Consider the following 16,037-nt stretch of genomic DNA (forward strand, 5'->3'; position numbering starts at 1 on the left):
GCTTATGGCACTCGCAATTATTCTAGGAATTCTGACTGGCCTGTCGCTGGGTCTGACAGGCGCGGGGGGCGGCATTTTGGCCGTGCCCGCTCTGGTGCTGGGCATGGGTTACACCATGACGGCGGCCACGCCTGTGGCCTTGCTGGCGGTGGGTGCAGCCGCCCTGGTGGGCGCACTGGATGGTTTATACAAACATATCGTGCGCTATAGAGCGGCCATGTTCATGGCCGTCACGGGCGCTTTGGTGACGTCCTTGGGGGTACGCATCAGCCATGCCTTGCCGGAAAAAGTACTGGTGACCTTGTTTGTCGTCATCATGCTGTGGATTGCCACCAAGATGCTGCGCCGTCCTACGGACACAGTACATACCCATACACCCTGTTGCCTGAATCCAGAAACCGGCCGCCTGCGCTGGACACCAGTGGGCACAGCCACCCTGGCCTCCATCGGAGCGGTAGCGGGTTTATTTTCAGGCATGTTGGGCGTGGGCGGCGGCTTTCTGATCGTGCCTGCCTTAAAGCGTTTCAGCGACCTGTCCATGCACAGCATTGTGGCCACATCACTGATGCTGATCGCCTTGATTTCCTTAAGTGCCTCGGCCATGAGCCTGGCACACGGGGCGGTGATTCCCGTGAGCGGCTGGGTATTTGTGACCGCAGCGATGGTTGGAATGGTAATAGGCCGAAAACTGGCCCCTCATATCCCTCCCCTACGTTTGCAACAAGGCTTCAGCATTCTGACCGTTGTTGTGGCCCTGTCCATGCTGGCACGCACTTATCTGTTTTAAGCCGAAATGCGGCACGCACAATCCCGCTCCAGCAACATCGGATACCTCGTTGAGCCAAGCACAGCACTTGGCTCAAAACTGAACACGCTTTATTCGCAGATACTGCCACCACCGTCCTGCGGGTTAAGGCGGTAATCGCTGAAAGAGCCACCTTCACGCGGGCGCACCGCCACAATGCGCTGAACAATATGGTCCGGATCAGCCCGGAAACCATGCTCATACGCCACGATATCCAGCTCTGCACACCAACGCAGCAACTCCCCTGCTTGCAATAGAAAATCCGGGTTACGCGGCGTGTTGTACTGCTCGTTGCCCACCCCAAAGGTTTCGTAAACCAGCACCCCGCCCGGCTCCAGGCTTTCCAGCAAGGTAGGCATCAAGGGACGCCACAGATACTTGGTCACCACCAGAGCATTGAACTTGCGCCCGGCAAAAGGCCAGGGACCGTTTTCAATATCAGCCTGGATGATTTCCCCATAAGGTGATGTCGCTGCCACGGCTTCCGGATCCCGATCCACGCCAATCACGGTATTGCCGCGCTCGGCCAACCAGCGGGCATTGCGCCCCCGGCCACAGGCCACATCCAGGACCGTGCCCGGATTCGGAACCAAATGGGCCCAAGCCTGTAACCAGGCGCTGGCCTGTCCCCTGTCGTTCATCCCCACCCCTTTGCTAAGCAGACAAAACGCTCATGGTAACGCAGCAGTGGGCAAGCTCAAGCACGCCACTGGCCTGGGCTACAATTGGCCCCGGTTCCACGCTATTTTTTGAGGGTGTATGAAAGTTCTGCTGCAAAAACCCATATTGCTGATGGCCGTTCTGTGCCTGCCTTTATGGTTTATCTACGGCAACTTCATCCTGGCCGCTGTCACCTCCATCCTGATCGGGATGCTGGTGGGCATGATCCGCACCCTGCATCAAGTGACTGAGGCCAAAAAAGCCAGCGCCAAGAGCGCCACCCCGGCTTCTTCCGAGACACCTAACGACGAGCCCAACTGACGCCATGAACGTACTGTCTGCCCCTGCCTTGCCACACGGTTTACCTCCCCTGTCAGACGAGCTGAAAGAACATGTCGCGCAGGTCAACCATTATTTGCTGGATCGCATTGAGGATGAAGGCGGTTTCTTGCCTTTCGATCAATGGATGCACCATGCTCTGTACGCCCCGCATCTGGGCTACTACAGCGGCGGCAGCACCAAGTTTGGCAGCACCCTTCCTACTGGTGACTTTACGACGGCACCTGAACTCTCTCCCCTGTTCGCCCAAACCTTGAGCCGCCAGGTGATGGAAGTGCTGGAAGGCAGCCAAACGCTGAACATTCTGGAATTTGGCGCGGGCAGTGGCGCTTTGGCCCAAGCGCTGATTACCGAGCTGCGCCAGCAAGGTATCGAGCCGCAATACTCGATTCTGGAAGTATCGCCTGACCTGCGTGTGCGTCAGCAAGAGCGTCTGGCGCCCCTGCAAGCGCAAGTGCAATGGCTGGACAGCACACCACACAGCTTCAAGGGCTGCGTGGTGGCCAATGAGGTTCTGGATGCCATGCCAACCAGCCTATTCACTTTTGATGTGGAAGGCAAGGTGCTGGAAGTGGGTGTTATTGCGGCGGACGACAGCACAGCCCAAGGCCTACCGGCGCCTTTTTATCTGGCCACTCGCCCGGCACCCGAGCATCTGGCCACGCTGGTGGCCGAGCGTGTTCAAGCCCAGCCTTTTTACCTGTCGGAAATCAATCTGCAGGCCGAAGCCTGGGTGCGCGGCATAGGCTCTTGGCTGAAACGAGGTGCAGCAATTTTGATTGACTACGGTTTTCCGCAGCGCGAGTACTATCACCCGCAGCGTGACAAAGGCACCTTGATGTGCCACTTCCGCCATTTTGCCCATGCCGAACCGCTGGTTCTGGCTGGCTTGCAGGACATTACCGCCCACGTGGATTTCACGGCCATGGCAGATGCCGCGTTGGAAGCCGGATTGGATGTGCTGGGCTACACCAGTCAGGCACGCTTTCTGATGAACTGTGGCATTACCAATTTCCTGGCCTCGCCCCCAGAAGACCCATCACCCGCCGTCCAGCAGCAATGGGCGCAGACCATGAGTGCCGCCAACAAACTGCTGTCTGAAGCAGAAATGGGGGAACTGTTCAAGGTAATGATCATTGGACGTGATGTTTCTGCCCCTATGCTGGGCACGATGAGCGGAGACCGACGCGAACGTCTGTAAGTACATTGCCTGTTTCGGGCGACGGCCACGCTACAAAGGGAATTGTGCCGATCACCCTTCACCTTGCCTGGAAGGCAAGACAGCAAGCTAAATGGCCTATCCACTTCATAACCTAAAGCAGGAACCCGCACACGGCCTCAAACGAAGGGGCAAAAGATAAGCGGCCAATAGGCCGCTTATCTACTTTTGAGCTATCGGTAGCACACAAAACTAAACCGACTGCTCCAGGGCAGCCAATCTAGCCGCACGCACTGCTTCCCGAATTCTGCCGGGTTCAGCCTTGAACTGCGCGGCAACGGCACCGGCATCCACACTGGCCATGACTGCCCGCAATTGATCCCACTCACGCTCCGGAACCGCCCTCAGACAGGCGGCCGCACTGATCAACTGCATGAAACGCTCAGGCTTGCGCAAGGCATCCAGCGACTCCATGACTTGCAAGGCAGACTCCACGTCGGCACGAGGCTGCAGCAAAGCAGGGCTGGCCAACAGCACAGGCAATAAGCGAGCCTGATCCCGCCATTCCGAAGGAGCGCGAATCTGCTCCGCCACCTGCGCAGGTGCTTCCGAGAGATGGCACAGAACAGCAAAGCAGCTTGCCAGATCCAAGCGTCTGTCTTTGGCGATCTGTACTTGCTGACCTACCTGATCGTTGTAATTCAAGCTAGGCATGACACGCTCCAGCGCGCCCACTTCCCGCAGCACGTCGAACATGCGAGCGGGCTGCTTGGCAGACAAGCCTTTGCTTACTTCCAGATAGATGCGCTCGGGCACCAGTTCGTCCACTTCACCCTGCTCGACCAGTTCACGCGCCAGGGCCCAGGTCTCGTTGGCCACAGTGAACTCGGTAAAGCGGGCCGCAAACCGCGCCAGCCGCAGCAAGCGCACCGGGTCTTCGCTAAACGCCACGCCCACATGACGGAACAGCCGAGCCTGCAAATCCGCCAGGCCATTCAAGGGGTCGTGCAAATTCCCCGCCGCATCCACGGCCATCGCATTAATGGTCAGATCACGGCGGCGTAAATCATCCGCCAAGCTCACGTCTGTACCGGTGTAAAAGGTAAAGCCCTTGTAGCCACGGCCAGACTTGCGCTCGGTGCGGGCCAGCGCAAACTCTTCTTTGCTATGAGGATTCAGAAAGACCGGGAAGTCACCACCCACAGGCACAAAACCTCGGGCGGCCAATGCTTCGGGCCTGGCTCCCACAACAACCCAGTCCTTGTCGCCCGCAGGCAAACCCAGCAAGGCATCGCGCACCGCGCCACCCACCACATAGACCTGCAAACCTTCCAAAACAGGATCTGGCGGCCCCATCAGGGCCGCCAAGGCTGTTTGCTGTCTGTCATCAAGCATGGACGAATTCATCAAGGCGAAATCGTACCCAAACGCCCTTTCAAGGACTGCGGCCGACCACTGAACATCATGGAGTAGTAAGTCGCGTTAGAGAGCACATTCTTTACATACAAGCGTGTTTCGGTAAAAGGGATGGTTTCGGCAAAAATGGCCCCTTCAACCGATCCATTCAAACGCGAGCGCCACTGCCGGGGGCGACCTGGACCGGCGTTATAACCTGCCGACGCCAGCACCTGGGAGCCATCCAACTGTCCCAGCACGATGTTCAGGTAGTTGGTACCCAGCACCGTATTGACCTCGAATTCGTTCACACGAGACGGCGAGAAATCGTGCATATCAATCTTTTTGGCGACCCATTTGGCCGTTGCAGGCATCAGTTGCATCAAGCCCGACGCTCCGACACCCGAACGCGCATCGGTAATAAAGCGCGACTCCTGGCGGATCAGGCCATAGACCCAAGCCGGATCCAGATTGATGGACTGGGCCTGCTCGGTCACACGACCTTCAAAAGGAGCGATAAAGCGCTGGCTGAAATCAATCTCGTTCTTGGTCAACAAGGAGGTATTCACCACCCGGTCGTAAATATGCTGCTCACGGGCGAACTCGGCGGCGGCCCGCAACTGCCGGTCGTTCATGCCGCGCAAGGCAAAGTTCCACTCCGGTACGGCCTCTGGACGCCAGCCCAGCTTGAACAGTTCCACCGCGCGCAGCAAGCCCGCATTGGTACGCGCATCCTGCATATCCAAAGGCGTCAAAGGCTGTGGCTGAGGAGGCAAGGACGGGGTCAGACCCAATTCTTCTGTTGCCAACTGACCATAGAAGTTCAAATCACCCACAATGGACTGGAACTTGGCACGAGCCTGATCTGTGTGACCCAATGCCTGATGCGCACGCCCCGACCAATACACCCAGACTGGTTCAGCCTTTTGCGCATCGTTCATCTTGTCGATAGCGGCAGAGACATGCTTCCAGTCAATGGTGGCCTGGCGCAATTCGGCGCGCACTTGCCAGGCATTGTTGTAGTCCGTCATGGGAGTGCGGCCAGAACGTCGATACCATTTAGCCGCATCGTCCTCTACCCGCAAGGCACTGATCAGACCGAACTGGCCCCAGACCCAGTTCAAGTTTTCCTGAGGGATTTTGCCAGCCCAGGTACGGTCAATATACGCCGCTGCGACATCACGCTGACCACGGCCCAGACGGGACAAGGCCAAGGACACCAGCTCCGGATTGACCGAGCTGTTGTTTGCGTTGCGATCCAGCCACTTCTGCGGCGAGGCCATCAAAGCGGTGTAATCCTTCATTTGCGACGCCGTGAAGATAATCGCAGCCAGACGACGCGCCTGGGCTGTACGGTTACTTTCCAAGGCATCACGCATCAGGTCGCGGACTTGATTCTTGCTGACCACTTTACGGTCATACAACTGATCTAATGCCGACCAGCAAGCCTGGCTGGGTGAGAAAGACGCCAACAAGTCCTGCACATCCACAGCTTGCCCTGCCGCATTCTGCGCCGAAGCCACTGCACATTTCACGGCCGAAGAGGGGGCGTAAACCGGAGCCAGCTCACGCACCAGCGCATAGTTGCCGCTACGCGCGGCCGCCACAATCCAGTCGGACTTCAAACGGTTTTCCAGGTATTCGTCTTGATTGCTGCTCAGGAACAAACGAACTTGCTCATCGGGCACGGGGGTGGTCGTATCTTGCAAAATCCGTCGCAAGCGCCAGTATTGGGCATAAGAGCCCAGGACAGGGTCATTGGCCGCAATCGGAGCCAAGGCATCCAGCGTCGACCAGCGCTTGGCCTGCATGGCATCACGAGCGTCAATCAAAGCCTGACGAGCAGTTGGCGGCACAGGCGGGACGCGGTCCCAGCGACGTACGGCCTCTTTGGCTGGCTGCAAGACAAGGGCTTGCTTGGCGACGACGGGATCCGGGGAATGAGTCTGGGCTTGAGGAGATTGAGACCCCGCACAGCCGACCAAACCCAGTGCAAACACCATCAAGGCGCTCAAGGACGGACGAGGCAGCGCGGGCACCATGCCCCAAGCTGGTGTTTTCTGGTACTTTAGCTGGTTGATACCCATAGTGACGGCCTTTAGAAAATCACCCATGATTCAGAACGTAGAGCATAACGCAGCCGCGCTGCGCACGCGACTAAAAGACCTGCGTGCAGGACAGCCTGCCATCGACACCAACCGGGGCGCTTTGCTGATCCGGGGCCGTCTGTTCACCTGGCTGGCCACCAATCGCAGCCGCCTGCGTGAACAAGGCCGTACCGAACCGACCACCATTGCCGCTTTCTGGCCTATGGCCGAAGAACCGGACCTGCGCCCCTTGCTGCTTCAATGGGTGGAAGAAGAAGGCATCAATGTCTGTCTGCCTGTAGTTAAAGAGGCCGATGCCCCATTGAGCTTTGTCGAATGGACACCCGAGACCAACATGGAGAAGGGACGCTACGGCATCGAAATCCCGATTTCCAACAAGACCCTGCAACCGGACATTGTCCTGGTCCCCACCCTGGGCTATACCCGCCAGGGCGATCGCCTGGGCTACGGCAAAGGATACTACGACCGGACTTTGGCGGCGCTGAAAGAACAGAACCACACGTTTACCAGCATTGGGATTGCCTGGGCCGTGGGCGACTTGTCGGGCCAGTCCTACCAGCCCGCCCCGCACGACCAACGCCTGGACAGTATTCTGACCGATAAAGGCTGGGCAGTGCCCGCGCCGGAACTGTAAATCTTCTTTCCTGGCAGCCCAGCGTTGGGGCACCGTGCTGTTCCGCCCGAGCGGCTCTGGCCCGCAGATACCGGACAATCGGCATGCGCTGGCCTTCGAATAAACGATCAGCTTTATCACGTCCCAGTAAAAAACCCGCCAAGGTATTGGCGGGTTTTTGCTGAACACCAGCGGTGACTAACGCCAGGTCAGATTTGGCAAGATAGCCATGCTCGCGTCTGCCCCATTCAGGGTGTACATGTGAATACCCGGCGCCCCGCCATCGAGCAGATCCTGGCACAAGCGTGCCACCACATCGATCCCAAAAGCACGAATCGACGCGCGATCATCACCAAAGTCAGCCAGACGCAGACGAATCCAGCGTGGTACTTCTGCACCGCACATGGTCGAGAAACGCAGCAACTGGGACGAATTGGTAATGGGCATGATGCCCGGAGTGATCGGAATCGTAACGCCTTGGGCCTGGGCCCGTTCAACAAAGCTGAAGTAGGAGTCCGGGTTAAAGAAATACTGCGTGATCGCCCCGTGCGCCCCCGCATTGACCTTGTTCACAAAGTGAGCCAGATCATCCCCAAAACCTGTGGCCTGGGGGTGCATTTCAGGGTAAGCGGCCACTTCGATATGGAAGTGCTCGCCGTAGTTTTCACGAATGAAGGCCACCAGATCGCTGGCGTAGCGCAGCTCGCCTGCATCCCCCCCCATCCCCGAGGGCAAATCACCACGCAGGGCCACGATACGTCGTATGCCCTGGTCGCGGTAATTGTCCAGCATCTCGCTAAGCTGTGCGGGTGCCGTACCAATGCATGACAGGTGCGGCGCCACATCAAAACCCAGTTTTTGCAGCAATGCCACCGCATCGACTGTGCCAGCCCGCGTGGAGCCACCGGCTCCAAACGTCATGCTGACATAGGCGGGGTTCAAGCCCATTAAGGTCTTGGCGGTGCGCACCAGTTTTTCCTGCGCCGCGATGTCTCGCGGCGGGAAAAACTCCAGGCTCAAGGTTTGCTTGTTACTCATTTAATTAATAGTCCCGACAGCAGCCCGGAGACCAGACTGTAGACGATAGCCCCAATCACGGCCCACCAGAATCCCTCAACCTGGAAACCTTTGAGGATAGAGCCGGCAAACCAGAACACTAAAGCATTGAGCACCAACAGGAACAAACCCAAAGTCACAATGGTGATGGGCAAGGTCAGCACAATCAACAAGGGTTTGACCAGGGTATTGAGCAAGCCCAGTACCAGCGCAGCTATCAGGGCCGAGCCAAACGACGCCACGACAATGCCGGGCAGAATGTAGGCAACAACCAGCAAGGCAACAGCATTCAGGATCCAGACGAGTAGCAAAGTCATAATAGGGCTCCAAGAAGTGGCGTCCGAAGACGCCAGTGCGTTTTAGTAGCGGTAGTGCTCGGCCTTGAATGGTCCTTGCACAGGCACGTTGATGTAATCCGCCTGCGCCTGGGACAAGGTCGACAAATTCACACCCAATTTCTTCAAGTGCAAACGAGCGACTTTTTCGTCCAGGTGCTTGGGCAGTACATATACTTTACCCGTTTCATAGTGATCACCACGAGTGAACAGTTCAATTTGTGCAATGGTCTGGTTCGTGAACGAAGCCGACATCACAAACGAAGGGTGGCCAGTGGCGCAGCCCAGGTTCACCAGACGACCTTGAGCCAGCAAGATGATGCGCTTGCCGTCAGGGAAAATAACGTGATCAACCTGAGGTTTGATCTCTTCCCACTCCAGATCCTCAATGGAGGCCACGTCGATTTCGTTATCGAAGTGACCGATGTTGCACACGATCGCCTGGTCTTTCATACGCTCCATGTGCGAGCGGTCAATCACGTGGTAGTTGCCGGTAGCGGTCACGAAGATATCGGCTTTGTCAGCGGCTTCTTCCATGGTCACCACGCGGTAGCCTTCCATCGAGGCTTGCAGGGCGCAGATAGGGTCAATTTCAGTCACCCAAACCTGGGCACGCAAGGCAGCCAGTGCCTGGGCACAACCTTTACCCACGTCGCCAAAACCGCACACCACGGCAATCTTGCCAGCGACCATCACGTCGGTCGCGCGCTTGATACCATCGACCAGGGACTCGCGGCAGCCATACAGGTTATCGAACTTGGACTTGGTCACCGAATCGTTGACGTTGATGGCAGGGAAAGCCAGCTCACCTTTATTGGCCATCTGGTACAGACGGTGCACGCCGGTGGTGGTCTCTTCGGTCACGCCCTTGATTTGGGCCAGACGGGTGGAGTACCAGGTTTTGTCATTTTGCAAACGGGCGCGGATGGAGGCGAACATGACGCGCTCTTCTTCGCTGCCGGGTTTGTCCAGAACGGACAGATCTTTTTCAGCACGGGCACCCAGGTGCAGCAACAAGGTTGCGTCGCCCCCATCGTCCAGAATCATGTTGGCCTGCTCACCGGGCCAGTCAAAAATGTCGTGAGCGTACTGCCAGTACTCTTCCAGGGTTTCGCCCTTGACGGCGAACACAGGCACGCCAGAGGCAGCAATGGCCGCAGCAGCGTGGTCTTGAGTGGAGAAGATGTTGCACGATGCCCAGCGCACTTCAGCGCCCAGGGCCGTCAGAGTTTCAATCAGAACCCCGGTTTGAATCGTCATGTGCAAACTGCCGGCAATGCGCGCGCCCTTCAAGGGCTGGGAGGCAGCAAATTCCTCGCGAGTGGCCATCAGGCCAGGCATTTCGGTCTCGGCAATGGTCAGCTCGCGGCGGCCCCATTCAGCCAAGGAAATATCGGCAATTTTGTAATCGGTAAAAGTCACAGTCGGGCTCCGTTATACGGCACGCAGACTGCACGGAGAGCAAATGAATTCTCACCAGCAGCCCGCCATGCAGGTCGTGGTGAGCGTCGTTCTCCAAGGTGGATACCACCTATCCATGCCCCGAGCCTGGCAAGACGAGTGTCTTGTCGCAACGCCCCTCGAGGATGGCAAATTAATGTGGGTGATTGTACCCGTTTGGATCGTCTTGGGAAGACGGCTCCCGGGGTAAAAATCATAATTTCTTCTTGCGAGACGGGCCGGGGCCCGCCTCTTTCAGCGTTGCGGGCAGCCCGGTTTTCCGGCCCCGACAACGCTATATCACTGCTGCAAAGCGCCGCCCGCAAGCGGCCTTTGCACACTGCTTAGATAGCCTGACGCAAAGCCTGGGCCTTGTCCGTGGCTTCCCAGCTGAACTCGGGCTCGCTGCGGCCAAAGTGACCGTAGGCAGCAGTCTTGGTGTAGATGGGACGCTGCAGATCCAGCATTTCGATGATGCCGCGTGGGCGCAGATCGAAATGTTGGCGCACCAGCTTGGCGATCTCGGTATCCGAAATCACGCCGGTGCCTTCGGTGTAGATGGTGATATTGATTGGCTCAGCCACACCAATGGCGTAGCTCAACTGAACCTGACACTGACGGGCCAGACCGGCTGCCACAATGTTCTTGGCCACGTAACGCGCCGCATAAGCAGCGGAACGATCCACTTTGGAGGGATCCTTGCCGGAGAACGCACCACCGCCGTGAGGGCATGCGCCACCGTAGGTGTCCACAATGATCTTGCGGCCAGTCAGACCACAATCGCCTTGAGGGCCACCAATCACGAACTTGCCAGTGGGGTTCACCAGGAAGCGGGTTTTTTCGGTCAGCAGGTCCGATGGGAAGCATGGACGAATGATGTGTTCGATCACGGCTTCGTGAATGTCTTTCTGGGACATTTCAGGAGCATGCTGCGTGGACAGAACCACGGTATCCACTTCGGTAGGACGGCCATCCACGTAGCGGAAGGTGACTTGAGACTTGGCGTCAGGACGCAACCAGGGCAGACGGCCATCTTTGCGCAGTTCGCTCTGACGCTGCACCAGACGGTGGGCGTACCAGATAGGAGCCGGCATCAGATCAGGCGTTTCGTCGCAGGCGTAGCCAAACATCAGACCCTGGTCGCCAGCGCCTTGGTTCAGCAGCTCTTCAGGGCTGCGATCCACGCCTTGGGCGATATCGGGTGATTGCTTGTCGTAGGCCACCAGCACAGCGCAAGACTTGTAGTCGATGCCGTAATCGCCATTGTCATAGCCAATGCGCTTGATGGTGTCACGGGCCACCTGGATGTAATCCACATTGGCGTGCGTGGTGATCTCGCCAGCCAGCACCACCAGCCCGGTATTGCACAAGGTCTCGGCAGCAACACGCGCCTGAGGGTCCTGCTCGAAAATAGCGTCCAGGATGGCGTCGGAAATCTGGTCGGCAACCTTGTCGGGATGGCCTTCAGAGACAGATTCGGAAGTAAAGAGAAAGTCGTTGTTGCTCACAGCGTAGCTTCCTTGAATAAGGGCTGATAATCAGCACGAGGTTGAACAAACTGCGTTGCACCTCGAAGCCAGCGATGTGGATACGATAGACGGGGCGCGACGCTTTAGCGGTTTATAGTGGGCAGCTCGCTGCCTGATCGCTCCGCAAGTTGTCGTTTAACTCAGCGATACAATCTATTTTAAGCGAAAATACATATTTGTTTCAGCAAAACTTCACACTAAAGGATTGCCTGGCCCATGCTAGTGGCTCTTTTGCGCTTGATGGCTCGCCTGCCCTTACCCGTCCTGCATGGCCTGGGTAGAGCCGTAGGCCGACTGATTTACGCCTTTCCCGGACGCTATCGCCGTCGTCTGCAAAGCCACTGTCGCCAAGCGGGCTACGATTCGCCCGCTTTCTTTCGGCAAGCTGCCGCAGAGACTGGCGCCATGATTATGGAAACCCCGCGCGTCTGGCTGTATCCACAAGCCTGTCTGGATCGCTGCACGATCGACAACCTGCCCCTGGTCCAGGAAACGCTGGCCGAAGGTCGCGGCATACTTTATCTGACCCCGCACCTGGGCTGTTTTGAAATGATCGCGCGCTATTTTTCCGGCGTGGATCCGATGACTGTCATGTTCCGCCCGCCTCGCCAAGCGTTTCTCGAACCCTTGATGGTCGAGTCCCGTGAGCTACCAGGCCTGCATGCCGTACCGGCCAATATCAAAGGCGTGCGCGAACTGGTCCGTGCTTTTCGCCGAGGCGAGTCAGTTGGCATGCTGCCCGATCAAGTCCCTAGTGGTGGCGATGGTGTATGGGCACCTTTTTTTGGCCGCCCCGCGTTGACCATGACGTTGGCCGGCAAACTGGCCCGTCAGTCCAATGTGCCCATCATCGTGACGGCCACCGAGCGTTTGCCCAAAGGTCGTGGTTTTCACATTCACACCCTGCGCCTGCCCGAGCCTTTGCCCGAGGACCCCACAGAGCTTGCCACCCTGATTAACGCATCCATGGAAATCATGATTCGGCGCTTTCCAACCCAGTATCTCTGGGCCTATAACCGCTACAAGATTCCGCATGACGCGCCCCCTTTGCCTGGCGATGCCACACCATGAGTTTTAATTCTTACCCGCTGCTCAAATCCGTTTTTACCTACTTTGGCCGTGCCTCGGTGCGCTCGCGCCAGCGTTGGGGTGCCGTGTTGGGCGCACTGGTGCATCGCTTTGCCTCCCGCCGCCGTCACATTGTTCGTACTAACCTGGATTTGTGCTTTCCCGACACACCCGAAAGCACCCGGCGCGAATGGGAAAAGCAGCACTTTCGCCTGCTGGCTCAATCCTATCTGGATCGGGGCCTGCTCTGGTTTGGTCTGCCCAGCACCATTCTGAACACGCTGCACCTGACGGGCGAAGAACACATTACCCAGGCGCTGGAACAGGGCCGCAAGGTCATGCTACTGGTGCCTCATTTCCTGGGTATGGATGCCGCTGGCACACGGCTGTCCATGTCCATCTCGCCTTTGGTCGCTTTTTACACACCGCAGCGCGATCCTCATGTAGATCGCCTGATGTATGAAGGCCGCAGCCGCTTTTCCTCGGTCCCGCTGATTTCCCGCAAAGACGGGATCCGTGGCCTGATGCGCGCGCTGCAAAAGGGCCAGCCAATTTATTACCTCCCTGATATGGACTTCGGCGCCAAGGGCTCGGCCTTTGTGCCCTTTTTCAATGTCCCGGCCGCCACCCTGCTGTCCACTGCCCAGATTGCCCGCAATCAGGATGCGCTGGTCATTCCCGTGATTTCCCGCTTGGATGCCCAGACGGGCCACTACCATATTCAGGTGCTCGAACCCATGACCGACTTTCCCGGCGAAGGCACTCTGGAAGAGGCCACCGAGCGCATGAATGCCCTGATCGAAAAATATGTGCGCGAGGACCCGCCGCAGTATTATTGGGTACATCGACGCTTCAAAACCCGCCCTGAAGGTCAACCTGGCATCTACTAGACCCATCATGCACAGTCCCACCGCCCCCCAACCCGTTTCCTCCCTTTGGCGTTTCAGCAAAATGCACGGAGCGGGCAATGACTTTGTCATGCTCGACGGTGTGACGCAGCCTATTGAACTGACACCGGAACGCGCCCGCGCCCTGGCAGATCGCCACTTCGGAATTGGTGCCGACCAGATCTTGCTGGTCGAGGCCGCCACCGACACAGAGGCCGACTTCCGCTATCGCATCTTCAATGCAGACGGCAGCGAGGTTGAACATTGCGGTAACGGTGCTCGTTGTTTTGTCCGCTTTGTACACGAACAAGGTCTGTCATCAGCCAACCCTTTACGGGCGCAGATCCGTACCGGCATCATCAGCCTGTATAACGACCCACAACGCGGCGTGGACGTCATGATGGGCACCACCCGCTTTGCGCCAGCCGATGTGGGTTTTGACCATACCGGGCTGGAAACGCGCGACCAAGGCGACGACACCTTGTGGCTCTTGCCTGTGCCCGGTCAAGCGGCCCCCGTGGCCTTGTCGCTGGTCTCGATTTCCAACCCGCATGCCGTGCAGGTCGTGGACGATGTAAAGCAGGCGCCGGTTGCTACGGTAGGCCCCTTCATCGAATCCCACCCTCGTTTTGCCCACAAAGTGAACGCGGGTTTCATGCAGGTGATTGATCCCCACCACATCAAGCTGCGCGTCTACGAGCGCGGGGCCGGTGAAACCTTGGCCTGCGGTACAGGCGCGTGTGCGGCTGTGGTAGCGGGCATACGGCGGGGATTGCTCCAAAGCCCGGTTATCGTTGATACTCGTGGAGGCAGTTTGCGCATTGAATGGGACGGGCAGGCGCTACACATGAGCGGCCCGGCCCAAACTGTCTTTACCGGACAAGTCGATATCGATGCACTGTGTGCATCCTTAGCCAGAAAGGAAATCTTCTAGACATGGATACCCCCAACAGCCTTAGCGCCGTGGAAGTGGCCCAGTTTTTGAAAGCCAACCCTGATTTTTTCGACGCACACGCCGACGTTTTTGCCAAACTGATGGTGCCTCATCCACACCAAAGCCGCGCCATTTCCCTGGGCGAGCGCCAGATCATGTTGCTGCGCGAGCGCGGCAAAAAAACCGAGCGTCAACTGGCTACGCTGGTCGCCAATGCCCGTGGCAATGAAAAGATTTCCCGCCAACTGCATCAATGGAACTGCCAGATGCTGGCCGAGTCCGATCCCGACGCCCTTCCCGCCCTGATTTGCAGCAGCCTGGAGCGCATTTTTGAAATGCCCGTGGTGCGCCTGCACTGCTGGAACCCGGACGAAGTCCTGGCCGATGACGCACTGGCCAGTTGGGCTCACACCTTGATCACCCCCTATTGCGGGGCCCGACGCGAACAGGAATTTCTGGCCGATTTGCAACAAGACGCGCAATCGGTAGCCATCGTGCCTTTGAAATCCCCCGAGTCAAACATCTTGTTTGGTCTGCTGGTTTTGGGCTCGCCCGAAGCCACGCGTTTTACTGCCGATATGGGTACGGATTTCCTGGAAGGCGTTGGTGAGTTGTGCAGCGCCGCCCTGCAGCGCTTACACAAACCCAGCAGCGTTAATCAAAGCGAATGTCCGGCCTGAAGAAACAAGACCGCCCCCCCGCCGGGGAAAAGCCCAAAAAGCAGCCAGCCGTCTCCCCGGCCCTCAGCCCGGCCATGCAACGCTGGCTGCATCAACTAAGCCACGAAAAACGCTATTCGGAACACACACTGAGTGCGTACCGCAATGACCTGCGCCATTTGCTGGCGCAGTACCCAGGCACCGACCCCGACACACTCAATCAAAGTCAGTTGCGACAAGCCGCCGCCCGTTTACATGCCCAAGGCCTGGCCCCACGCAGCCTGGCCCGCATTCTGGCGGCCTGGCGTGGCTACTATCAATCGCGCACCAAAGAACTAGGCTGGCCCTTGAACCCGGCTGCCAGTCTGAAAGCACCCCGGATAGGCCGCCCGCTGCCCAAGGCCTTGTCTGTGGACCAGACCCAGCAGCTACTGGACCGCTCTACGGCCCCGATTCAGGACGATCCGGTCAGTTGGCGCAATCAGGCCATGTTTGAATTGTTTTATTCCAGCGGGCTGCGTTTGGCTGAGCTGGTCAGCCTGGACACACACTATCACCAGGATCCGCAATACCAGTCTAAAAGCTGGTTACTGCTGGATGATCGTGAACTGGTGGTGAGCGGCAAAGGCGGCAAAACACGCCGCCTGCCGGTAGGCGAGAAAGCCTTGCATGCCTTGCAACAGTGGCTGCAAAAACGCCCGGCCCTGGCCTCATTGACGACCAGCGCCGATGCCAGTGCAGCACTGTTTCTGGGAGCCCGTGGAGCCCGTATTCACCCGCGTGTTGTGCAGCAAGAGCTGGAAAACTACGCCCGAGCCAGTGGCCTACCTGTGCATGTACACCCGCACAGCCTGCGCCACAGCTTTGCCAGCCATTTGCTGCAATCGGCACAAGATTTACGGGCGGTGCAGGAACTATTGGGCCACACCAATATTTCCACGACCCAGATTTATACCCGTCTGGATTTCCAGCATCTGGCCCAGGCTTACGATCAGGCCCATCCTCGGGCACAACGCAAGAACCGGGCCAGTGACAAGCCGGATGAATGAA

16 protein-coding genes and 1 riboswitch are annotated in these 16,037 nt (G+C 57.9%); of the genes, 9 read left to right on the top strand and 7 right to left on the bottom strand.

The window, feature by feature from the left end; translation table 11 throughout:
* Positions 1–4 precede the first annotated feature (4 nt).
* Positions 5–787, top strand: a complete 783-nt coding sequence (locus CA948_RS12875) for a sulfite exporter TauE/SafE family protein (protein WP_108728204.1) — start codon at positions 5–7, stop codon at positions 785–787.
* A gap of 89 nt (positions 788–876) precedes the next feature.
* On the opposite strand, the gene CA948_RS12880 is transcribed toward CA948_RS12875, so the two are convergent.
* Entirely contained in the window at positions 877–1,446 is a 570-nt protein-coding gene (locus tag CA948_RS12880) for a class I SAM-dependent methyltransferase (RefSeq protein WP_108728205.1), read from the bottom strand.
* 118 nt (positions 1,447–1,564) lie between these two features.
* On the opposite strand from CA948_RS12880, the gene CA948_RS12885 reads away from it, so the two are divergent.
* Positions 1,565–1,786: a hypothetical protein gene (locus CA948_RS12885; RefSeq protein ID WP_108728206.1), complete on the top strand. Its 222-nt coding sequence runs from the start codon at positions 1,565–1,567 to the stop codon at positions 1,784–1,786.
* A gap of 4 nt (positions 1,787–1,790) precedes the next feature.
* Positions 1,791–3,005 carry a class I SAM-dependent methyltransferase gene (locus tag CA948_RS12890; protein ID WP_108728207.1) on the top strand — a complete coding sequence of 405 codons (1,215 nt, stop codon included), beginning with the start codon at positions 1,791–1,793 and terminating at the stop codon, positions 3,003–3,005.
* A gap of 210 nt (positions 3,006–3,215) precedes the next feature.
* On the opposite strand, the gene CA948_RS12895 is transcribed toward CA948_RS12890, so the two are convergent.
* Both CA948_RS12895 and CA948_RS12900 read right to left on the bottom strand, forming a co-directional pair.
* Positions 3,216–4,358, bottom strand: a complete 1,143-nt coding sequence (locus CA948_RS12895) for a tRNA nucleotidyltransferase/poly(A) polymerase-related protein (RefSeq protein ID WP_238988592.1) — start codon at positions 4,356–4,358, stop codon at positions 3,216–3,218.
* Positions 4,359–4,369: 11 nt separating this feature from the next.
* The gene (locus CA948_RS12900; protein ID WP_230018922.1) at positions 4,370–6,472 is read right to left on the bottom strand and encodes a lytic transglycosylase domain-containing protein; all 2,103 of its coding nucleotides are present in this window, start codon (positions 6,470–6,472) and stop codon (positions 4,370–4,372) included.
* On the opposite strand from CA948_RS12900, the gene CA948_RS12905 reads away from it, so the two are divergent.
* Entirely contained in the window at positions 6,471–7,100 is a 630-nt protein-coding gene (locus CA948_RS12905; RefSeq protein WP_094195478.1) for a 5-formyltetrahydrofolate cyclo-ligase, read from the top strand. The genes CA948_RS12900 and CA948_RS12905 overlap by 2 nt on opposite strands.
* A 177-nt stretch (positions 7,101–7,277) precedes the next feature.
* Here CA948_RS12905 and metF read toward each other — a convergent pair whose 3' ends face one another.
* The 4 genes from metF to metK all read right to left on the bottom strand — a co-directional run bounded on the left by metF (position 7,278) and on the right by metK (position 11,418).
* A complete protein-coding gene (gene metF / locus CA948_RS12910) occupies positions 7,278–8,117 on the bottom strand; it encodes a methylenetetrahydrofolate reductase [NAD(P)H] (protein WP_108728208.1) in 840 nt (279 codons plus the stop codon).
* A complete protein-coding gene (locus tag CA948_RS12915) occupies positions 8,114–8,452 on the bottom strand; it encodes a phage holin family protein (protein WP_094195476.1) in 339 nt (112 codons plus the stop codon). Before CA948_RS12915 ends, metF begins: the two co-directional genes overlap by 4 nt.
* Positions 8,453–8,494: 42 nt before the next feature.
* Positions 8,495–9,892, bottom strand: a complete 1,398-nt coding sequence (gene ahcY / locus CA948_RS12920; RefSeq protein ID WP_094195475.1) for an adenosylhomocysteinase — start codon at positions 9,890–9,892, stop codon at positions 8,495–8,497.
* A gap of 74 nt (positions 9,893–9,966) precedes the next feature.
* A riboswitch (S-adenosyl-L-homocysteine riboswitch) is annotated at positions 9,967–10,058 on the bottom strand.
* Between the two features lie 196 nt (positions 10,059–10,254).
* Complete coding sequence (metK, locus tag CA948_RS12925) at positions 10,255–11,418, bottom strand: methionine adenosyltransferase (RefSeq protein ID WP_108728209.1); 1,164 nt, start codon at positions 11,416–11,418, stop codon at positions 10,255–10,257.
* Positions 11,419–11,655: 237 nt separating this feature from the next.
* Here metK and CA948_RS12930 point away from each other — a divergent pair, with 237 nt between their 5' ends.
* From CA948_RS12930 to CA948_RS12950, 5 genes are read left to right on the top strand one after another with little or no spacing between them, the layout of a single operon-like run.
* On the top strand, positions 11,656–12,510 hold the full coding sequence (locus tag CA948_RS12930; protein WP_094195473.1) for a lysophospholipid acyltransferase family protein: 855 nt from the start codon (positions 11,656–11,658) through the stop codon (positions 12,508–12,510).
* On the top strand, positions 12,507–13,397 hold the full coding sequence (locus tag CA948_RS12935) for a lysophospholipid acyltransferase family protein (RefSeq protein ID WP_094195472.1): 891 nt from the start codon (positions 12,507–12,509) through the stop codon (positions 13,395–13,397). The genes CA948_RS12930 and CA948_RS12935 overlap by 4 nt, the downstream gene beginning before the upstream one ends.
* 7 nt (positions 13,398–13,404) lie before the next feature.
* Positions 13,405–14,328 carry a diaminopimelate epimerase gene (dapF, locus tag CA948_RS12940; RefSeq protein WP_108728210.1) on the top strand — a complete coding sequence of 308 codons (924 nt, stop codon included), beginning with the start codon at positions 13,405–13,407 and terminating at the stop codon, positions 14,326–14,328.
* A 2-nt stretch (positions 14,329–14,330) separates the two neighbouring features.
* Positions 14,331–15,008 (top strand): DUF484 family protein, encoded by a 678-nt coding sequence (locus tag CA948_RS12945; protein ID WP_094195470.1) that lies wholly within the window; start codon positions 14,331–14,333, stop codon positions 15,006–15,008.
* On the top strand, positions 14,996–16,036 hold the full coding sequence (locus tag CA948_RS12950; RefSeq protein WP_108728211.1) for a tyrosine recombinase XerC: 1,041 nt from the start codon (positions 14,996–14,998) through the stop codon (positions 16,034–16,036). Before CA948_RS12945 ends, CA948_RS12950 begins: the two co-directional genes overlap by 13 nt.
* Position 16,037: the final 1 nt, after the last annotated feature.

The organism is Alcaligenes aquatilis (genome assembly GCF_003076515.1).
Lineage (GTDB): Bacteria > Pseudomonadota > Gammaproteobacteria > Burkholderiales > Burkholderiaceae_B > Alcaligenes > Alcaligenes aquatilis.

Bases quoted from the DNA above. Each gene is read 5' to 3' on its own strand.
- CA948_RS12905 (WP_094195478.1), top strand. From the start codon at position 6,471: ATGATTCAGAACGTAGAGCATAACGCAGCCGCGCTGCGCACGCGACTA.
- metF (WP_108728208.1), bottom strand. From the start codon at position 8,117: ATGAGTAACAAGCAAACCTTGAGCCTGGAGTTTTTCCCGCCGCGAGAC.
- CA948_RS12885 (WP_108728206.1), top strand. From the start codon at position 1,565: ATGAAAGTTCTGCTGCAAAAACCCATATTGCTGATGGCCGTTCTGTGC.
- dapF (WP_108728210.1), top strand. From the start codon at position 13,405: ATGCACAGTCCCACCGCCCCCCAACCCGTTTCCTCCCTTTGGCGTTTC.
- CA948_RS12930 (WP_094195473.1), top strand. From the start codon at position 11,656: ATGCTAGTGGCTCTTTTGCGCTTGATGGCTCGCCTGCCCTTACCCGTC.
- CA948_RS12950 (WP_108728211.1), top strand. From the start codon at position 14,996: ATGTCCGGCCTGAAGAAACAAGACCGCCCCCCCGCCGGGGAAAAGCCC.
- CA948_RS12875 (WP_108728204.1), top strand. From the start codon at position 5: ATGGCACTCGCAATTATTCTAGGAATTCTGACTGGCCTGTCGCTGGGT.
- CA948_RS12900 (WP_230018922.1), bottom strand. From the start codon at position 6,472: ATGGGTGATTTTCTAAAGGCCGTCACTATGGGTATCAACCAGCTAAAG.
- CA948_RS12880 (WP_108728205.1), bottom strand. From the start codon at position 1,446: ATGAACGACAGGGGACAGGCCAGCGCCTGGTTACAGGCTTGGGCCCAT.
- CA948_RS12935 (WP_094195472.1), top strand. From the start codon at position 12,507: ATGAGTTTTAATTCTTACCCGCTGCTCAAATCCGTTTTTACCTACTTT.
- CA948_RS12945 (WP_094195470.1), top strand. From the start codon at position 14,331: ATGGATACCCCCAACAGCCTTAGCGCCGTGGAAGTGGCCCAGTTTTTG.
- CA948_RS12895 (WP_238988592.1), bottom strand. From the start codon at position 4,358: ATGCTTGATGACAGACAGCAAACAGCCTTGGCGGCCCTGATGGGGCCG.
- CA948_RS12915 (WP_094195476.1), bottom strand. From the start codon at position 8,452: ATGACTTTGCTACTCGTCTGGATCCTGAATGCTGTTGCCTTGCTGGTT.
- CA948_RS12890 (WP_108728207.1), top strand. From the start codon at position 1,791: ATGAACGTACTGTCTGCCCCTGCCTTGCCACACGGTTTACCTCCCCTG.